Raw genomic sequence first — 19,435 nt, forward strand, 5'->3', positions numbered from 1 at the left:
GAGCGGGATGTCACCCCAGACCAGTAAAATGGGCGTAAGAAAAAACGAATCAATGATGACGGATTAAATGGCTTGCCCACTGCAAGATATCCTGGTCCTGGGCGGGAGAGGAGAAAAATTGCACTTTGGGCTGTTCACCCGGTGTGATGACGACCGAGGTGGGAAACTGGACGATATCATGGTCCGTGGAACCATCCCATTCTTCTCCCACGCGTTTCAACAGCATCCGCAATGTATCAGCATCGGGCACTTTTACCAAAATCAATCGGTCCACTTGCCTGTACCAATCCGATCCCGTCTGATCGATCAGGAAACGCAAAGCGCCGGGATACACCAGAGCCGTCGCGGATGAGATACGGGCCGGCCATTGATCCGGTGTGAGAATCCGAACGGTATCCCGATGCGGGATGCGGACGGTATCGGCAGATGTCGCCAAGATGGTGTATTCGGGGTCAACCGTTTCTTCAGCCCCATTCTGCGCTACACTGATGGAAGAAACGGACAGAGACGATACGGGTGTTTGGTCATGCTCACTGCGATACGGAATATAGGCCAACAGGAAAATGGATATGCCAACCGCCACCCATCTGACCAGTGAGAGCCCGTTTGCTGAATGGGGAGCCCGGGCTTTAATCCGGATGTTTTCCAACGTGTCGACCAGTGCGATCATATCCTGCAGGTCCCGTTTGCAATCAGCACACTCCGCCACGTGGGACTTCAGACGCATACGGTCGGTTTCCTCGATTTCCCGGTCCACGTATAGCTGAATGAGCTGATCCATGTCCCTGCAAGACATCGCCCGCGTCCACTCCTTACCCTTTTTTCGACAAACGCTCTTTCAACATCTTCCGCGCACGAAACAGCTGCGTTTTGACTGTTCCCTCCGGGATCTCCAATTCTTTACTGATCTCAGTATATGACAGGGAGTAAAAATGACGCAATACGATGACGCGTCGATAAATCTCGGGTAGATTTTGAATCTCCTCTTTCACCCGTTCCAGAAGCAAACGCTGTTCCACTTGCTCCTCCACCGAGGCCATGCTGGTGGTCGGAGGAGGTTCCGAATGTATAAACGCGTCTTCCAGCGCGACCAGCTTCAAACTTTTTTTCCGTTTCTGGTCACGGAAACGGTTGGTCATCATCGTCCGCAACCATGCCTTAAGCGACTTTTCGTAAACGTATTTATTGGATTTGCGATGTGCTTGCCAGATCGTCTCCTGCGTCAGGTCTTTGGCGTCCTCGGGATTTCCCGTCAGTCGGTAGGCGATATGATACAGGTAACGCCGATGCTGTTGCAGGCGTTCCATAAAGTCATCCGCCACCAACTTCCGTGATGAGACTCGCATTTCCTTTGAGCTCATGACAACCTCCTCTGTTCCTCTTTCTCCCGTTAGAACCCGTTTTTCAGGTGTGTGCGGCTACCGCTTGTGCCAGACTTTCTTGAGTCACGTTCCAATGGGAAGCGTGCCAGACGGCTTTTCCATCCTTGATGAGTAGCGCTTGCGGTGATTCATGTTTGACTTGCAGCTGTTCCGCGATCGCGTTGGAGACCGGACGATGTTCAATCACGGTGACCACGCCCATCCGAACGGATTTGGCCTGCGATGTGCCGGAAAAAGCACGAAACGCTTCAAATGCTTCGGCACTGATCGGGCATTGGGTACTGTGTTTCAATAGCAACAGCGGCTGTTTCCGGGATTCTTCCAACCAAGACTCCCATTGTTCCTCCGAGGTAATCAACGGCAATTCGCTCATTTCATCCACCCTTTCTGCACTAAGATCCTTCGGTGTCTCCCAACAACAGCACCCCTGCCACCACTAACACAATGCCTATCAACTTGGTTAGGGTAACTGATTCACCAAACACGATAATGGACAAGAAATAGGCGATAACAGGGAAACCGCCCACGATCGGCATGACGCGACCGATCTCCCCGTATTGCAGGGCTTTAAAATAAAAAAACTGGGCGAACAGCACACCAAATACACCGCCGATTACGACAAACACCAATGACTGGGCATCGGTTGCACGAAACAGGTGTGCTTTGCCGGAAGTCACCAAAAATGCCGTGACCAGCAACGATGTGACCGACGCGCGGACGAACAGCGCCAAGGTGGGATCGGTCCGAGACAACCCCAACTTTTCAAAAACGGGCGCGATCCCGAAACTAAGCGCCGCCAGCAGCGCGTACACAATTTCTTTATTCATTATCATACCTCGTTTGGACCTTTTTGTCCCATGTATATGTTTTGTCCAAACGGGTTAGACACGCTCTTATCAGGATATCCTTTGAATCGGGTGCAACCTGGTGCTTGTCCGTCGACAACACTGTTGATTTATTACCCACCCGCTCATCCGCAATTAACCTGTAATATTTTCCATTTTCTAACTAACTCAGAAGCCACTCGACTGAGAGTCGAGCGCCGTTTCCCATTTTCCGCATCATCCGTCTTTTTGGGTGTCTGACGGCTCTCCTTCCGTTTTACGGATGTCGACCCACATCTGTTCCTTTCGCATGTTATCTGCAGTTGTACTTAGTTCGATCCATTTGGATCTGGCCACTTCTTTGGCCTCTTCCCATTGTTCCGGGGTGATGTCAGCCTGTTCCCTAATCGCCTCCATCCACTCCCGCCCTTTTTCCTTGGCAATATCCCAGCGTTTGCCCAGCTCTTCCCGCATCTCACGACCCGTTTTGGGTGTCAACAACAAGGCAACAGTCGCTCCGATCAAACCGCCCACAACAGCCCCCAACAAAAAATTCCTTCCACCCGTTTCTTTCGCCATCGGCCACACTCCTCTCTTCCAAATCTGCTTTATTTATCACGAGGTCCCTGCCGTTGAAGAAACCACTCCATTACCGCTCCCACCACGGACAACACACTGCCCAGTCGACGGCGCACCGATATCACTTGTTGGTGGAGGCCGGTGGAAAGCTCCTGTAAACTGGTTCCCGCGGTGTGAAGCGATCGTAGAAGCGGATCGATCCAGTCAGTCTTCTCACGGACATCAGCAACCAACATCCGCACTTCCTGCATCATGGAGCGGGATTCCTGCAATGTCTCCGACAATTGTTGCTCCACTTGTCGAACGGTTTTTTCGATCGATTCCACCGCACGATTCCATTTCAATAAGGAAATGATCAAAAAAATGACCAATACCAAAAACGAAACCGCGATCATCATCAAACTGATTGCAATCCACATCGGACTGCCCCTCCTCGCCCGTTCTTTCCCCAACATTTCAGAAGAAAAACGTTAACGACCCGGCCGAGCCATTCGTTCAATGTGAATCCCGGCTCCTACCGGATACCTTTCGGGTATGGAGACCGGCAGTCTCCCCCTCAACGGGATCTGGCCCGTCAGTGCCTTTACACCTGCGTCCAACGATACGGGGTTGGAGCCGTACAATGCCAAGTATGTCGTTTTTCTCGGTAACACAGCCACATCATAAGGCGTATTCAGGCCCAAGGCGACAACCGGTTTTCCCGTCTCCTCCAACTGGTGGACCAACGCCGCTTGCTGCGGGTGCAATACGGCACCGGTGAGACCCACGATCACTGCATCCGCCTCTCTCGCCTTCTCCACCGCCCGCTTACGCTCAGCCACTGCGGGATCGGCATCAACCCCCAACGCTTCCACACGGAACCCCTGATCGGACAACCGTCGGCTCAAGGCCACCGGTTTTTCGGGTGAAACCACCAGTACGCGCGGTAACCACTCGGGGCGCAATGGCAGACGTCGGTCCGGGTCCTGTACCAGCGTGACGGCGCGTGCGGCAACCGCTTCTGCTTGCCGGGCCGCCTGCGGCGTTCCCACCATCCGTTCCGCTTCGTCCGGGTACGCATACACTTGTTTGGCGACGGCATGCTTGCCCAGCCGCTCCGCTTTGAGACGTAAAATGCGACGAACCGACTCATCGATTCGCTCTTTGGAAATCTTCCCACTTTGAACCGCCTGTTTGACTGCCGCAATCGCGGATCGTTGTGCGGAAAGAGAATGGGCAACCAGAACCATGTCCGCTCCTGCTTGAATCGCCCGAACGGCGGCTTGTGGTGTGCCGAATCGTTTGGCGATCGCACCCATCTCCATGTCGTCCGTAATGATCACTCCCTGAAATCCCAGCTCCTCCCGTAACAATCCGGTCAACGCACGGCGAGACAACGTGACAGGGGTATCCGGTGTGGAATCGATAGCCGGAAAAGTGATGTGTGCGGTCATGATCATGTCGGCACCGCCCCTGATGGATTCCCGAAACGGCACCAACTCGACCGCATCCAACCGTTTGCGATCATGGGTCACCGACGGCAGACCAATGTGGGAATCGACATGGGTGTCCCCGTGGCCCGGGAAATGTTTGACCGCCGTCAGCACCTCCCCCTCATGGTAACCGCGGATGGCTGACGTACCCATCGCAGCCACCATCCGGGGGTTTTCGCCGAACGAACGAACCCCGATCACCGGGTTGGCCGGATTTTTGTTCACATCCAGCACCGGGGCCAAATTGAGGTTGATTCCCATAGCGCGCAATTCCCGTCCCACCGTTTTGGCCGACACGTAAGCAATTTCCGGATCAACCGTCGCCCCCTGTGCCATGTTGCCGGGAAACACCGTTGCCCCGTCGACTCGGGTGATGTCCCCACCCTCCTGGTCGACAGCGATCAGCAGTGGTACGTGAGGCTCAGACGCCACGGCCAGTTGTTGCAACTGATTGGTCAACTCCCCCACTTGGCGCGGGTTTTGGAGGTTGCGCGAAAACAGGATGACACCGCCCACATGATGACGGCGGATCAGTTCACGGGCATGAGCCGAGAAGCCGGAGGACGATCCCCATCTGTCCGTTTGGAATCCCACCATAAACATCTGGCCCACTTTTTCGTCCAGACTCATGCGGGACAACGTCCGGTTCACCCATGTGGCATCCACCTGCGACAACGGGCTGCGGATGTTGAGCGGAACGGCCGACGGAAGACTGATCAACACCATGAATACCAACGCTGTGATGCTCCATCTGCCGATCCGTCCAGTATTCATCCCCTTCCCTCCTTTCTCTCTTTCTTTCGGTTGACTGCGGGGTATTCTTTTTCACACCTGCATCCTATCACAGTCGGTCGGGAATGACTATCCGAAATCCCTTAAAGTTGTTCGAATCTTTCCCGCTGGTCGTAATGGGTTGCACGCGCTATAATGGGATAGGTGAGAAATGAAACACAGTTTCGTAACATGAAATGGGGCCTCCAGATTTAGTCCTGTTCGAATAAGCGAAGCGTGCGTATTGTTCAAATTCGCCCTGCAAAAGAAGACTGTGGAGAAAGGAGAACACATCATGTCGAATGTCAAATCGATCGTCGTGATGAAAGGAGACCAGACAGGCCAGGAGTTATTGGAAGAAGCGCTGCGTGTTCTCGATCCCAACGTGATCGGATTGAACTTGGAGTTTCTGGAATTTGATCTCAGTCTGGAAAACCGCCGGAAAACGAACAACCAAGTTGTCTTGGAAGCAGCGCAGGCGATGAAACGGACCGGTTTCGGTCTGAAAGCGGCCACGATTACACCGGAGGAAAAAGGGGATGTGGGCAGTCCCAACGCTATCCTGCGGCGAGAAATCGACGGTAAGGTGATCGTCCGCACGGGACGCAGAATCCCCGGCGTGCGACCGGTCGCCGGTACGTATGCCCCGATCTCCATCATCCGGATGGCGGTCGGTGACGCCTATGGCGCCAAGGAATGGCGCGAAGGGGAAGGTATGGATGAAGTGGCGTATCGGACGGAAAAAATCGACCGTAAAACGTGTCGTGCCGTGGCTGAATTCGCCTTCCGTCACGCCAAGAAGACGAACGCCAAAGTGTTTGGCGGTCCCAAATACACCGTCAGCCCCGTGTATGAAGGCATGTTGAAGGAAGAAATGGACGCGGCCAGCAAGCGGTATCCCGAAGTGCGATACGAGCCTCAACTGATCGATGCCACTTATGCCTTGCTGCTCAACAGCTCGGGGGAACCGATGGTGATACCGGCCCTCAACCGGGACGGCGATTGTTTGAGTGATTTGGTATTGCAGTTGTTCGGATCGATCGCCGGTGCCGAATCCATCCTGATGAGCTTCGACGAAGATTTCAACCCGAAAGTGGTGATGGCGGAAGCACCGCACGGGACAGCTCCTTCGTTGTATGGCAAGAACATCGCCAACCCCATGGCCATGATACTGGCAGGTGCTTCTTTGCTCACTTATTTCAATGATCCCAAAGCCAGCGCCGCCTCTCGCGCCATCTATGAAGCCACCATCGAAACGGTGCGCGAAGGAGTACGAACAGCCGATTTGGGCGGCAACGCCACCACCACCGAATTTACCAATGAAGTGATCAACAAAGTGCAAACCAAACTGGAAGTGTGGAATACGCTGCAAGGTTTTTGAGTAAACGCAAACGCCCGCTCTCCGTAAGAGCGGGCATTCGTATATTCAAAGCGTTACAATGTATCGGAAGACGAAGCGAACGGATCGATCCCGTCCAACAAGCGTTCCGTTTGCGGCTGTTCGTCGGTTGTGCCGGTTGAAGTTTGTTTTTCTCTACCGGAAATATCGGGACAATGTCGCTTATGCCATTTTTTCAACTGTTGGCGGAACATCTTTTTCAATTGCTGCACTTCATCCCGCACATCCTCTCGCTTTAATCCCAATGATGCCGCCACGTCGCGCCACTGTTTTTGCGATGTTTTCATCGCGACCACTTGCGCGATGTCTTTCCCGCTTGCTTTGGCCAACACTGCTGCTTTGACAACGTCACGCGGCTTCAATTGATAGCGTTGGATCAATTGGCTCAGTTGTTGCGGATCTTTTCCCAAGTAGGAAGCTACCGTCTGCAACGCGACTTCCGGATGACGGTGCAGGAACAACCGGATCAGACGATCCTTCGGCAGTATTCGCGACAGTTCCCGTCTGAACGCCTGACGGTCAACATGGAAAGATTCCGCAACTTGCCCCCAAGTTTTCCCCTTTTTTGCTGCCAGAACCGTCTCGATTTTTTGTCCGCTCAATTTGGCGATCACTGCCGCCGGTACCAACTGTCTGGGGAGGGTTCCACGATCAAGCAGGGACTGGACTTCGGTCACACTGATACCCAGATACTGCGCAACCTGCTGTACCAGTAGCTGTTTGTCTTTTTTCGCATCTGTTGTTGTCTCCCCATTGCTCAACAGCTGAGTGCGGGCTGTGGATGCGAACCACGAAAACGGAGTCGATCCGCTTTGCTTTGCCTGCGCGATATGTTGAACCCCCATTACGCCACTGATCAACAATCCCGCCGCAGTTCCCGTGATGATCACCGTTTTCAGTCTGAGCATGTGTCTCACTCCCGTCATCAAACTTTTGTCTATTATCTTAACCACAAATCATGACGAAATGATGACGAAGCTGCGACGAAACATAATCGGGGGCATGGAATATCATCTGCATCGCTTTCCCGGCTTGCTCTATCTTTGCCCTGCAAGGAAGAAATGATGAAGGACATCCGAATCATCCCCTGTTTCCATCCGGTAACCAAATGGTGAAACAGGTGCCTTTTCCCGGTGTGCTGTCCACCCAAATCTGGCCACCATGGGACTTCACCAATTGACGGACGATGGCCAAGCCCAGTCCTGTTTCCCCTCCTTGTCGTGAGCGGGAGGGATCTGCTTTGAAAAATCGATCCCAAATCCGGGTCAGTTGCTCCTCCGTCATCCCGATCCCTGTATCCTCCACCCGAATCCGGGTTCCGTCGTCGGCTTTGTCTGCCGTGACGCGCACCCATCCATGTTCGGTGAATTGGAGTCCGTTCTTCACCAGATTGATGAGGATTTGCATCAATCGGTCGTAATCGGCGGTGACCATCAGATCCCGAGGTGCGTCGATTTCCAACCGCAACCCTTTTTCCTCGGCTGCGGGGCCCAGTTGTTCGGCCACGATCTCCAACACCTCGGCGATCGGAATTTGCTCCTTTTTCAACTCGATTTTCCCGGCCCGAATCTTTTCCAAATCGAGTAATTCGTTGATCAAACGAATCAACCGCATCGTCTCCCGCTTCATGGATGCCACCGCTCTCATCCGCTCCTCTTCCGTTGTCAAACTTGACTCCAATCCTTCCAACCACCCGCGTATGGAGGTGAGCGGCGTGCGCAATTCATGGGAAACGTCGGAGACAAACTGCTGCCGGCGCAGTTCGAATTGACGGATCTCCTTCTCCCACACTGCCAACCGCTCAGCCATGGCATTCAGATCTCTGGTCAGCTCCACCAATTCCAGTGGGCCGTTTTTCATCTCTGCACGTGCATGATAACGTCCCTGCCGAATCTCACTGGCCAACCTGCGCAAAGCTTCAATACGACGGGCCCATCCCCGCGTGAACCATCCACTGAGCAGCAGCGCCACCACCAACGCGACCGCTGCAGCCAACAGGAATCCAACACGGATCCGCCGGATCGCCCGCTGAATTCCTTCCACTGGTGAAAAAAGAATCCACGCCCGCAATTCTGTTTGATTTTTGTCCGGGAAAATCACCCACGTCACCGGTTGATTACCGATCCGCTCCCGTCCGACTACCACTTTTCCATGCATCAACCGGTTTTTCACATCGGAACTGATCGTGACACCGCTTCCCCTTAACCCGGTTGGAAACAATACCCGCCCTTGTCCGTCAACTTGCAGTACATGGATGTCTCTGGCGCTCAACACCGGCCACAATTGTCTCCATCGACGTAGCAATTCACTATCCGTAGAGGTATTGGGAATCACTGTTTGGCCAATCTCCCTCAATTCCCGCCATTTTTGCTGATACAAAAAGTTTTGGACCACCACCGATGTGATCCCTGACATCAGAAAGACAGCCGTCATCAACACCGCGATCTGTGCGGCTAACATCTTGTGAAATAACTTACCGTTTTTCATCAGCTTCGGCATCTTCCCACTTGTACCCCACACCCCACACGGTATGAATCCATTCCTTTCCCGGGACGGCAATCTTTTTTCGCAACCGCCTGATATGCGCATCGACCGTGCGCTCGTCTCCATAGAAATCGTATCCCCAGACGGCATCCAACAACTCCTCACGTGAAAACACACGGCGCGGATGACGCAGAAAATGGCACAACAGATCAAATTCCCTGGGGGTCAACTGCTCGATCTTCACGCCGTCCCGCCATACTTCCCTCGTTTCACACCGTACGGCAAAATGCCGGGTGCGGATCCAGTCTCCTTCTGTATCGTCCTCCTTGAGGTAACACCGCCGTCTGATCGCTTTGATCCTGGCCATTAGCGCCAGTGGGCTGAATGGTTTGGTCACGTAATCATCCGCCCCGATTTCCAAACCCAACACCTGATCCGACTCCTGTGTCCGGGCAGTCAACAGGATGATGGGAACGTCAGATTCCCGACGGACGCGTTGGCAGATCGTGATCCCGTCCATTTTGGGCAACATCCAATCCAAGATCAACAGATCAAACGGTTGACTTTTCCATATTTCCCATGCCGTTTGACCGTCATGGACAAATTGGGCGGTAAACCCTTCTTTATCAAAAAATAATGACAGCATCTCACAAACAGCTGAATCATCCTCCGCTACCAAAATCCGCATAAAAAACCCCCTCTCCGTTCCCTGCTCCCATTTCAGCATAGAGAACGTGTGAGGGGGTTGGCAAGTTGTGATCACTATATCCCTTCAGCAGGTTGGACCAGCACGAAGTGGTTGCCGTATAAGTCTTCAAAGATGGCTTGTACACCCCACGGCACTTCCTCCGGCTCACGCACGATCTTCACGCCTCGGCCGCGAAGTTCCTCCACCGTTTTTCGACAGTCGCGGGTGCTGAACACCCAGTGGGACACATTACCTGTTTGCAGCGCCGTTTCCGTTTCATGGGGTTGATGAAGCACAATCACGACATCCTGCTGCTCCCGGGGACGGATCGTCACCCAGCGGTAACCGGGACCGTATTCGGCATTGTCCTGTACCTCGAATCCCAATTTTTCCGTGTACCAGGTCAGGGCTCGGTCATAATCATCCACCACCACGGTGACATGCGTTAGTTTCTCGATCAAGTTCAATCCCTCCAATCATCTGTCAACATTTTGATTTGGTTGCACATCTTACTCATTCCACGAACGTATGTACGATCCCTGCCATCCTAATGATAGATCGTACCGTCCCACACATATTGTTGAAGTGAACGAGGTTCGATCTCCACCCCGATCCCCGGGCCGTCCGGTACGCGAACCCGTCCTCCGACCGGTTGAACGGGCAACAGGTTTGATAACGGATTCTCCATTGCATCCCACTCCACCGGCTCCACCTCCTCGCCCGCCATTTTACTCCATGGCGGGAGACAGCTTTGCGCCAGTACGGCGTATAGCCGGGACAATATCCCGTCAAACGCGTGCGGAGACACGCGCACTCCGAGATGACGGGCCATCCGGAGCGTATCGAGGAAATTTCCCACTCCACCCAGATGTGCCGGGTCTGGTTGGATGACATCCAAGGCACCCTGATGCCACCAGTATAGAAAGCGCTGCGGTTTTGAACCGTTTTCTCCTCCTGCTATTGGAATCTGACATCGAGACCTGAGCATCCGGTAAGCGGCAACCGAATCCAATGGAAGCGGTTCTTCAAACCACAACCAGTGATCGCTTTCGCTAAATACTTTGATCCACTGACTGGCTGCAGCCAAATCGTAACTCTGATTGGCATCCACCGCCCATTTCACGGCTCCTCGTAGGGTGGAGATCAATGCGGCAATGTGCTGTTGATCCTCTTTGATCGGCTTTCCGCCTACTTTTACCTTGACCAGACCGAATCCGCCCTCGTCCACCGCTTGTTTCACCATGTGAACCGATCGGTCAATCCAGTCGGGCCGATCTGTGTAGGATTGGAAGGAGGCATAAACCGGCACCTCGTTTCTCCTCCGCCCACCCCACAAATCGCAAACTGACAACCCTGCCCGCTTGGCTACGATCTCTGTCAACGCCATGCTGAGACCCGCCGCGATGCGCGGATGCCACTTGCGGACGGTGGTCACCAGCTCCCCGCGGTTGAGACAACTTTTACCAAGCAAATAAGGAATGACACGATCTTCGAAACCCTTCACCAATGTGGGCAGCCAGTCGGTACACTCTCCCCACCCCGTGAGGCCGGAAGCGGTACAAATCCGAAACCACATACTTGCCCGATAATTTTTCCATCCATTTGCATCACCGTAAGACTCCGAGAGCCGCCAAAACAACGGGTAAGTTTCCACCGCTTTGATTTGCATCAAACCTCACCTTATTCTCCAATCCTATACTTACTTTTCTTCATATCATTAGTCTGATCTTCATGATCATCGCTATACCAGTGGCCGACGAAAAAAAGCAGAAAAGAAAAAAGACGGGAGACCCGTCGAAATTGCCGACAGCGTTCCGCGTCCTGAATCATGTAAAACCCTATTATTCCTCTCAAAAAAAGTGTTACCGTTTTCCCCCGCCACCGGGACCTTTACGTTTGCCGTGCAAGATGTCCATACCCATCTGTGGATTAGTACGAACCGAATCAGCGAATTGGTGTAATTCATTCTTGTCCACATCAGCTTGCGTCACATTGAGCAAATAATCCAACACGGCACTCATGCCGCCTTTTTCCCCCGCTCTTCTGGCCCCCTCCAGAATGCCCTTCAATTGCCGTTCGCTCAATACCTGTTGGCCTAAAATGGAGTTAATCATCTGCGTTAACTCTTTGATCGACGGCGCGTTTCCCGCCATATCCAATCCCTCCATCATTTGATATCCTCTCCTTCACCTTATGTCGGCACACCGGGCACGGAACGGACAGCCGCCCCATTTTGGTGCCCAAATCCCCTCAGCTTCTCAAACGTGGCAACAGACCAAACCGTCAGCAGTAAAACGACATATACTAAAAACATCACCCTCAGCGTAGCAAAAAAGAGGTGTTTTCCCTTGTCCGATTTCTCTCCATACTACGACGACGTTGCTTACAGAGTACTATTGCTGTACCTTTTGACCATCGCCACGATTTTCTGGTTTGTCGGTGCTTTGGATGTTATCCCATAATTGGTCCTTTCGCCCACGGGTATTCGCCTGTACACCTAAAATCTGCGGAGCATAAGGTATAGCAACCAGGAACAAAGGGAGGAAGCCAAAATGCCTGCTATGGATTTGGTCTCGGCCTCTGCCGCCTCCTGATTTTCCTGTTGGTGATTGCCACCATCTTTGTTTACGCCGGTGTCGGCATCAGTTACACTTGTAAGCTCTATCGTAAGTATAGAAAGGAAGAAAAGGGGTACGATTCATGGGCTACGGTTACGGCTATGGTTTCGGCATCGGTTTTCGCCGACTGCTGATCTTCCTGCTGGTCATCGCCACCATCTTCGTCTTCGCTGGTGTCGGCTTCGGCTACTATTGCTAAACAACATTCCCTGATTCCATTGAAAGGAGGGGAGAAAATGGGCTACGGCTACGGTTACGGCTACGGCTTCGGCATCGGCCTACGTCGACTGCTGATCTTCTTGCTGGTCATCGCCACCATCTTCGTCTTCGCCGGTGTCGGTTTCGGCTACTAAGGACGAAGGCATTACGAAAACTCTGTTTAAGGGGATGATCGCGTGAGCTACGGTTACGGTTACGGTTTCGGCATCGGTTTGCGTCGACTGCTGATCTTCCTGCTGGTCATCGCCACCATCTTCGTCTTCGCTGGCGTCGGTTTCGGTTACGGGTGGTGACCTGATTCTCCCCTGTTTCCCAGGGGACTTTTCCATCCATCGTTTTTGCAAAGGGCCCTATTGTGGGCCCTTTATTCGTGTATCGGTAAAAACCCCCTCTTTGAAAAAAAGGGGGCTGCCGACACGGACCATACCACTCGCAATCAAAAACCATGAATGCGCGCATGATTTCGTTTGCCCAACAACTCCAGCAACAATTGGTATTCCTCCAGCAGCATTATCTCGAAAAACTTCATGTCCCCTTTTAGCTTGTGATTTTCTTTTAACAATGTTTCGTATTGTTTCTGTTGGGATTCGATCACTTTTTCCAACTTATCGATCCGTTCTTTCAGTTGCTTTTGCTCCCGTTCCCATTGGTTTCGAATTTTTTTTGACGAGATCCATGACATCTCCTGGTGGGTGCTTTGAATCTGCTTCCATCGTTCATAACAAGCGTTCGGCGTTTTCCCGATTTTTTCGGCAGCTTTTTCAAAGACCTTTTTTCTGGTCAATCCCACCTTTTGACACAAAGTCACCCAATGGATTAACATTCGGTCCTCTTCTTCACTCCACGAGCGGGACAACGACTGCACCTCTTTCTCGGCTGCTCTCTATCTCAGTTTATGACTGGGAGTCGCTGTTCGTATCCACGCTCGTCTTATCCAATAAAGAATTGGCTTCCGTCGGTTTGGCAGGTACCGTCGACCGTTCTCCCGTTTCCGATCCGTGCGGGTCCAACGGGCGCAACATTTTCAGCAGTTGTTGATATTGCTTCAGCAACCGGTTCATCGAATCCCCGCTAAAAACGGGTTGAGTGAATTGTTCACGCTCCGCCATCAGTCGGGCCAGCTCCTGCTCTTGTTCTTTTCTCTTGCGTTCCAGCTCTTCTACACGCATACGAGTCCGTTTCCACTCTTCCTCATGTTTTTGGAGAAACAAAAGGATGTCCTGAAAGCGGAACGGCTCCTCGGCTTGTCGTTTCTTCAATTGTTTGGCCACACGCTGCCGCTTGGCTTCCTGAAAAGCGGCCACTTCTTTTCTTCTCAATACCGCGTTCCACCGAAAACCGCAGGCACCGGGGGTACGACCCAACTTTCCGCCAACTTCAGCGAACGCGTTCAATTGTGATCCTCCTTCCCGGATACAACGGAGGACCGTGTCTACCAGCAAACGATCTTCTTCTTCCGTCCATCGGCGCCCTTTCATCGTTCTCTCTCCTTTGCCTCATTCTATCTCTAACTTATTGAGAACCCGGCCGGATGGTGCATACCGTTATCTTGTCTTTCAAAAAAAAAGTCCGCCCAAAACATGGGGGACTTTTTCTGCTGATTGACTAGGACGCATCTGGGTTGAGTTTTTTCCTCTCGCACCTGTTCAATGAACTTAAAGGTCGCTAGCCAGTAAGTGGTCACCTTTCCCTCGGATCTATGAACGACCGGATACTCCTATCCGAAATAGTTTCCTACTCCAGTCGGCGGCGATGGAAACACACCGGTCGTATAACAGATCTAGCTCTTAAGCGTTTGTGTCGCTTTCATCTTTCGATTCATTTCGGTTCTGCTGGTGAAGGGCGGGCAGGGGACAGACACCCAGACCCAGCGCCTCCACTTCCTGAGGGTCGAGGACCGACGGTTCTTCGGGAAGCGTAGACAGACACTGCTGCAACCACTCCAGCACACGGCTCACATTGACACCGTCCTTCTCAGGGGCAAACGTCGACAAATACCCGATCGCGGAGCGGGCCAGCTTGCGGGCGCCGCGGATTTTTCCCCGTTTCAGCTGGTGCATCACCGCAGCCACTTGAATCAGTCCATGATAAAAGTCGTTGTGCCGCTGGGTTTGCCACAGCTCCTCCAGCACTTCGTGCGCCTCCCAATACTCTTCGGCGTAATAGTGTGAGAAAAAAGTAAGATACAGCGGATGAAAACCCATGGTGCTTTGTTTCACTCCCTTTCCTCCGCTTCTGCGATCAGGCGCCCCTTCACCCATACGCGAAGAACCCGGCAATTTTCGTCCGTCATCACGATATTGGCCCATTTCCCGATTTCCAGACTGCCCATCCGATCATCCAATCCCAGTTTTTTCGCCGGTACGAGGGATGCCATCCGGACTGCTTTCCATAGGGGGATATGGGCGTAACGTGCTATATTGCGAACCGCTGCGTCCATCGTCAGCAAACTTCCAGCCAATCCGCCGTCCTCCAGTGTCGCTTTCCCTTCTTTGGCATACACGGTCAAACCGCCCAGCTCATATCTGCCATCCGGGAGCCCCACGGCACGGATACCGTCGGAGATAAGCAATAGACGGTCCTTATCCTTCACCTTGGCCAACAAGCGAATCACTGCGGGATGAACATGAAAACCGTCAGCGATCACTTCCGTTGTCAAGCGATCATCCGTCAACACCGCCCCGACTGCCCCCGGTTGACGGTGGTGAAGACCGGTCATGGCATTGAAACAGTGTGTGGCGTGTGTCACCCCGGCAGTGATGGCATCCTGCATTTCCTCATATGTCGCACCTGTGTGACCGGCGGAAACCACCACACCGCGGTCGGCAAAAAGCTGAATCAACTCCAGCGCTCCCGGCCGTTCCGGGGCCAGTGTCACCCATCGTAGCCATCCGTCAGAGGCATTCCACGCCCATTCAGCATCCTCCGGTCGGGGATCTGAGATATACGCCGGGTTTTGCGCGCCACGATGACGCGGACAAATCCACGGTCCTTCCAGATGGACACCCAATATTTCCGCCCCTTCTCGCATTCGTGGAGCTTCTGCGGCAACATTGGCCAACGCCCTCTCCAGACGTGGGCGATCCATCGTCATGGTCGTAGCCAAAAAGCCGGTAACCCCGTGACGTGCCAATGTTTTCGCCATGGTGCGAAGTGATGACGGCGTTCCGTCCATCACATCCGCCCCACCCGCACCGTGAACATGTACATCGATCAAGCCAGGCCAGATAAACCCGGTCGTTTTTTGCACAAGTCCTCGTTTCCCATACTCCTCCAAGTACGGGCCTACATACAGAATTCGTTCCCCTTGAAAGACCACCATTCCGTCATCCAATATTCCATCCGCCAACACCACACGACCGCATATGGCGGACCACTCGCCCGAAGGCACCATTCCCTTCACCTCACCCGTGCCCGTAGGGTGCACTTGGTTTTCTCTCAGCTTAACCCGCTGAAGATACCTCGTCAACCGACCTTCTGCAACGGATAAAAAAGAAAAGCCCGCCGGACGGGCAGGCAAAAGGGGTTCCATGCACATTCCATCAAAAGGGAAGGATCAAACTCTTAATTGATATTGATTCTCAATATCGGTTATAGGATACCTGAATTTGTCGGATCGGTCAATACCCCCACTCACAAAGAAAAAGACCAGGAGATTCCTGGCCACATGAAAGAGGGTCAAGATTAGGAGTTAAGAAGCGTGGTAGCTTAAAGCTACGGGCTGTTGCCAGCCTGATCCCATGCGTGGGTGTCATGGGATCGTTGCACCGATGACCGGCACGATTGAGCAAGGAAGATGAACATCGTTCACCTTCGTTGGACATTGTACCATTATTCCCGAATTTTGTCGATATTTGCTTGAATTTTTCTTGATGAAAAGGATATTCGTCTAAGAGCGAAGCCTTTTACGAAAGAACGGGAACACCGGGAACAAAAATGCACGTTTCTTTTCCTGCGAACGTTTCACAACGCGAAACAGGGAACGGATCTCTTTGTTTCTCGGGTCGGCTTCGACTGCCAACCGAAGGTGTTCTACGGCTTGATGAAATTCCCCCACTTGCATCAACACTTTGGCACAACGCTGGTGCAAAAGCGTGTCCCCTTCGTGATACCAGTTGGCAATTTCCAAATGCAACAATGCCTGCCGCCGCCGACCTGTCCCGGCATACACCTCCGCCAACAGGGCGTGTCCCAGGCCGTCTCGCGGATTCAACTCCAAACCGCGTAACAAATGCGATTCGGCAGCTTGCATCGTACCTTCCGTTGCGAGCAGATACCGGGCGTACTCGCGGTAAGCGGGGCTGAAATCGGGATGTTCCCGCAGGAGTTTGCGGTACATCTCTCCGGCTTCTTCCATTTTCTCCAACCGTTCAAAAATCATGGCGAGAAGCAAATGTGCTTCGGCTGATTGCGGCATCTGTTGAAGCGCTTTTTCCACCGTCTCTTTCGCCGCTTCATAGTGGCGCTTCCGATATTCCAACCAAGCCAATTCCAGATAGTGAGAGGCTTGCGGATCCGATGCGATGCGACGCAACAAACGCGCGCGGGAACGACGGTAATCAAGGGAACTCAAGAGCTTGTCCGAAGGCTGAAAAGACCAATCGGACCCCAGAGCCAGAGCTTGTCCGAAGGCTGAAAAGACCAATCGGACCCCAGAGCCGTGCCGGAGCCTGCCATCAAAGATTCCTCCTCTTCCCTTTTTCTGCTCGATCCGAAGTATTTCACACCTATACCGATCACAACCGTGCCACGGAAATAACGCTTTGATTGTATCGTATTCGACAAATCTTGTCACGGTTTTTCGACAAATTTTTCACGAAAAAAAGCGGGATTTTTCTCTCCCGCTCATTTTTTCCCATATGATTTACGTTGCGGATGATACGTTGGTGATGTGCTTCTGCATCCGCACCCGCGTGATGTAGTCCGTCTCGTAATATTCCAGTTCATCACGAAGCTGCTCAAAGATTTTGGATAGTGTCAGCACGAGCTGCCTAAGCGACTCCGCCGGTTTCCTGCGAAACGAAATCGCGTCCATGCTGGTGTAGCAGTACCGTCCGTCCTCTTCGTACACCTCGTTCCGGGGATAGTAGAAATTGTACACACATGTGTGCACAATTTCGCTGAGGACTTTTTCCGCGAAATCCTGATTAAACTTGGCACGACGGAGAACGAGGCTGACCTTCTCATAACCGATTTCGCAGGCTACGCTCAGGTGCCGGAGATCACTCAGAAATTCCCGGTAATATTCCTCCATCCCCTCTCGGTCATCGGTCTCTTCCAATAGCTGCGGAACACTGGTGTAGTTCAGAAAGGACTCCAACATCGTCTTGGCTTCTTTCAGTTTTTCGCGAGTCAACACACACAACTCTTTGGTCTGCTCGGCAGGCATGCTGTTGCGAGTACCCCCTTGAAGAATCATCCATATCGTTGGCTTCACGTTAAGTATAACATGTTTGGGGTGACAACAGACAGCGGAATCCATCACCAGAAGGTTCATCCCCAACCATGGCACCAGCGCGCAAGCCAGAGTCAGGACTGATCTGAAATGTTATTTTTAAAATATTGCTAATATAATGCTCCAAAATTGATACAATGGGATAGGAAAACAGGGTGATCTCATTTTTGATGATAAAGGAGCTTACGATGAAAGTCCATCTGTTCTTGCCACTAAAAGTCCGTCCGTTTCGTCTGTTGATCACCGGTCAAATTTTTTCCGATTTGGGCAATTGGCTGGATTTCATCGCATTAAACGCCATTTTGGTGTTTCAGTGGAAAATGGGTCCGGGTGAAATGGGGATATTTCTCGTCGTCTTCGGGTTGCCGTGGATCGTGTGCGGTCCGCTCCTGGCGGTTTGGAGTGATCGCTATCCGCGCAAGACGATCATGATCGGCTGTGACATCGCCCGGGTGTTGCTCGTATTGGGACTGTATTGGGTGGACAACTTCTACTTGCTCCTGTTGCTTGTCTTTTTGAAGGGTACATGCGGCGCGATGTTCGATCCCGTACGGCAAGGGATGATCCGCAGCACCGTTCCGGCAGATCTGCTGAAACAAGCCAACGCACTCAGTCAGACGGTGCTGACCGCCACCAAAGTGCTCGGCCCCTCACTGGGAGCGGCACTTTTGACGGTGACATCCCCACAAACGGCCTTTTTGGTGGAAGCGGTCGGTTTCGTATTATCCGCTTGTTCCTTGATATTTTTACCGAAAACAAGATCGGTACTATCAGAAGGAAAACACAACCCTTTTGGTTGGAATTTCGAGAGGGAGTCGGTCACATCGGAGCACGGCCTGTTCTCCTGTTCGGGCTGATTTGTTCCTCCATCGCCATGTGGATGATCTTTTTGATCGAGGGCTTGGGTTCCGTTTGGACCCGCTTGATGGGAATGCCTTCCACCGCCTACGGTACGCTGGTGGCCGTGGTCGGTTGCGGCAACGTGATCGGTTCGATCGTGGTGGGAGCATGGCGAAAAGCCCCGCACCCGTTGGGATTGATCCTGGGTTCCCATGTGGTGTTCGGGCTGTTGACAATGATCAACGGACTGGGAAGTTTGGGATGGATGCCGCGGGATTTGGTTCTGTATGCCTGTGTGTGGGGCATCGTCGGTTTTGCTAACCCATTTTCCACGGTTTCCTTCAGTACCCTGTTGCAGACCGAAACCCCGGAACACTTGATGGGACGGGTGAGCAGTGTTGTCACCGCCGTACAAAACGCCGCCATCCTGATCGCCCCGATGGTCGGCGCTTGGCTGGCCGAGTGGATCGGAGTGAGCCAGGTGTTTATCGTCTCCGGTGCCGGATTGATCCTTTACGCTATGATCATGAGCATCCGCCTGCCCCGGTTGTTGCGCTCGGCGAAGTCGGTTCCCGCCGATCGGCAGCATTCGTTTCCGTTTTGATGACCTCTTACATTTAAAACATTTTTCGTAGTGATTTTCATTTCACCGTGTTGTACCATGAAACTTGTCAACTCAACCCATCCGAGGTGATCATGTGAAG

At 52.7% G+C, this 19,435-nt stretch carries 23 protein-coding genes; 4 read left to right on the forward strand and 19 right to left on the reverse strand.

Annotated elements, in window-relative coordinates; genetic code table 11:
- Nucleotides 1-49 precede the first annotated feature (49 nt).
- The 7 genes from KI215_RS12190 to nagZ all read right to left on the reverse strand — a co-directional run bounded on the left by KI215_RS12190 (nt 50) and on the right by nagZ (nt 5,031).
- Entirely contained in the window at nt 50-796 is a 747-nt protein-coding gene (locus tag KI215_RS12190; RefSeq protein WP_212772994.1) for an anti-sigma factor family protein, read from the reverse strand.
- A gap of 16 nt (nt 797-812) precedes the next feature.
- The gene (locus KI215_RS12195) at nt 813-1,361 is read right to left on the reverse strand and encodes an RNA polymerase sigma factor (protein WP_205493545.1); all 549 of its coding nucleotides are present in this window, start codon (nt 1,359-1,361) and stop codon (nt 813-815) included.
- Between the two features lie 43 nt (nt 1,362-1,404).
- Nucleotides 1,405-1,755 (reverse strand): bacillithiol system redox-active protein YtxJ, encoded by a 351-nt coding sequence (ytxJ, locus tag KI215_RS12200; RefSeq protein ID WP_212772995.1) that lies wholly within the window; start codon nt 1,753-1,755, stop codon nt 1,405-1,407.
- A gap of 19 nt (nt 1,756-1,774) precedes the next feature.
- Entirely contained in the window at nt 1,775-2,209 is a 435-nt protein-coding gene (locus KI215_RS12205; RefSeq protein ID WP_212772996.1) for an EamA family transporter, read from the reverse strand.
- 234 nt (nt 2,210-2,443) lie between these two features.
- Nucleotides 2,444-2,785: a YtxH domain-containing protein gene (locus KI215_RS12210; protein WP_212772997.1), complete on the reverse strand. Its 342-nt coding sequence runs from the start codon at nt 2,783-2,785 to the stop codon at nt 2,444-2,446.
- Between the two features lie 29 nt (nt 2,786-2,814).
- Nucleotides 2,815-3,204, reverse strand: a complete 390-nt coding sequence (locus KI215_RS12215) for a DUF948 domain-containing protein (protein WP_212772998.1) — start codon at nt 3,202-3,204, stop codon at nt 2,815-2,817.
- Nucleotides 3,205-3,255: 51 nt separating this feature from the next.
- The gene (gene nagZ, locus KI215_RS12220) at nt 3,256-5,031 is read right to left on the reverse strand and encodes a beta-N-acetylhexosaminidase (RefSeq protein WP_212772999.1); all 1,776 of its coding nucleotides are present in this window, start codon (nt 5,029-5,031) and stop codon (nt 3,256-3,258) included.
- Between the two features lie 292 nt (nt 5,032-5,323).
- Here nagZ and KI215_RS12225 point away from each other — a divergent pair, with 292 nt between their 5' ends.
- A complete protein-coding gene (locus KI215_RS12225) occupies nt 5,324-6,409 on the forward strand; it encodes an isocitrate/isopropylmalate family dehydrogenase (RefSeq protein WP_212773000.1) in 1,086 nt (361 codons plus the stop codon).
- 53 nt (nt 6,410-6,462) lie between these two features.
- Here KI215_RS12225 and KI215_RS12230 read toward each other — a convergent pair whose 3' ends face one another.
- From KI215_RS12230 to KI215_RS12255, 6 genes are all read right to left on the reverse strand, one after another.
- On the reverse strand, nt 6,463-7,335 hold the full coding sequence (locus tag KI215_RS12230) for a hypothetical protein (protein WP_212773001.1): 873 nt from the start codon (nt 7,333-7,335) through the stop codon (nt 6,463-6,465).
- Between the two features lie 172 nt (nt 7,336-7,507).
- Entirely contained in the window at nt 7,508-8,914 is a 1,407-nt protein-coding gene (locus tag KI215_RS12235; protein ID WP_212773002.1) for a sensor histidine kinase, read from the reverse strand.
- A complete protein-coding gene (locus KI215_RS12240; protein ID WP_212773003.1) occupies nt 8,901-9,599 on the reverse strand; it encodes a response regulator transcription factor in 699 nt (232 codons plus the stop codon). Before KI215_RS12240 ends, KI215_RS12235 begins: the two co-directional genes overlap by 14 nt.
- A 74-nt stretch (nt 9,600-9,673) precedes the next feature.
- Complete coding sequence (locus KI215_RS12245) at nt 9,674-10,060, reverse strand: VOC family protein (protein ID WP_212773004.1); 387 nt, start codon at nt 10,058-10,060, stop codon at nt 9,674-9,676.
- 86 nt (nt 10,061-10,146) lie between these two features.
- Complete coding sequence (locus KI215_RS12250; RefSeq protein WP_212773005.1) at nt 10,147-11,268, reverse strand: mandelate racemase/muconate lactonizing enzyme family protein; 1,122 nt, start codon at nt 11,266-11,268, stop codon at nt 10,147-10,149.
- 193 nt (nt 11,269-11,461) lie between these two features.
- Complete coding sequence (locus KI215_RS12255) at nt 11,462-11,770, reverse strand: hypothetical protein (RefSeq protein ID WP_212773006.1); 309 nt, start codon at nt 11,768-11,770, stop codon at nt 11,462-11,464.
- A gap of 683 nt (nt 11,771-12,453) precedes the next feature.
- Between KI215_RS12255 and KI215_RS12260 the strand changes: the two genes are divergently transcribed.
- Nucleotides 12,454-12,570 (forward strand): sporulation protein YjcZ, encoded by a 117-nt coding sequence (locus KI215_RS12260; RefSeq protein ID WP_212773007.1) that lies wholly within the window; start codon nt 12,454-12,456, stop codon nt 12,568-12,570.
- Nucleotides 12,571-12,872: 302 nt separating this feature from the next.
- On the opposite strand, the gene KI215_RS12270 is transcribed toward KI215_RS12260, so the two are convergent.
- The 6 genes from KI215_RS12270 to KI215_RS12295 all read right to left on the reverse strand — a co-directional run bounded on the left by KI215_RS12270 (nt 12,873) and on the right by KI215_RS12295 (nt 17,825).
- Nucleotides 12,873-13,292 carry a Myb-like DNA-binding domain-containing protein gene (locus KI215_RS12270; protein ID WP_212773009.1) on the reverse strand — a complete coding sequence of 140 codons (420 nt, stop codon included), beginning with the start codon at nt 13,290-13,292 and terminating at the stop codon, nt 12,873-12,875.
- Between the two features lie 37 nt (nt 13,293-13,329).
- Nucleotides 13,330-13,914: a hypothetical protein gene (locus tag KI215_RS16130; protein ID WP_212773010.1), complete on the reverse strand. Its 585-nt coding sequence runs from the start codon at nt 13,912-13,914 to the stop codon at nt 13,330-13,332.
- A 309-nt stretch (nt 13,915-14,223) separates the two neighbouring features.
- On the reverse strand, nt 14,224-14,655 hold the full coding sequence (locus tag KI215_RS12280; protein ID WP_212773011.1) for a DUF309 domain-containing protein: 432 nt from the start codon (nt 14,653-14,655) through the stop codon (nt 14,224-14,226).
- Nucleotides 14,652-15,968 (reverse strand): N-acetylglucosamine-6-phosphate deacetylase, encoded by a 1,317-nt coding sequence (nagA, locus tag KI215_RS12285; protein WP_212773012.1) that lies wholly within the window; start codon nt 15,966-15,968, stop codon nt 14,652-14,654. Before nagA ends, KI215_RS12280 begins: the two co-directional genes overlap by 4 nt.
- A gap of 357 nt (nt 15,969-16,325) precedes the next feature.
- Entirely contained in the window at nt 16,326-17,009 is a 684-nt protein-coding gene (locus KI215_RS12290) for a tetratricopeptide repeat protein (protein WP_212773013.1), read from the reverse strand.
- A gap of 291 nt (nt 17,010-17,300) precedes the next feature.
- Complete coding sequence (locus KI215_RS12295; protein ID WP_212773014.1) at nt 17,301-17,825, reverse strand: DUF3907 family protein; 525 nt, start codon at nt 17,823-17,825, stop codon at nt 17,301-17,303.
- A gap of 254 nt (nt 17,826-18,079) precedes the next feature.
- On the opposite strand from KI215_RS12295, the gene KI215_RS12300 reads away from it, so the two are divergent.
- Nucleotides 18,080-18,748, forward strand: a complete 669-nt coding sequence (locus tag KI215_RS12300; protein WP_212773015.1) for an MFS transporter — start codon at nt 18,080-18,082, stop codon at nt 18,746-18,748.
- Nucleotides 18,688-19,335 carry an MFS transporter gene (locus KI215_RS12305; RefSeq protein WP_212773016.1) on the forward strand — a complete coding sequence of 216 codons (648 nt, stop codon included), beginning with the start codon at nt 18,688-18,690 and terminating at the stop codon, nt 19,333-19,335. Before KI215_RS12300 ends, KI215_RS12305 begins: the two co-directional genes overlap by 61 nt.
- Nucleotides 19,336-19,435: the final 100 nt, after the last annotated feature.

This window comes from Polycladomyces abyssicola (assembly GCF_018326425.1).
Classification (GTDB): Bacteria; Bacillota; Bacilli; order Thermoactinomycetales; family JIR-001; genus Polycladomyces; species Polycladomyces abyssicola.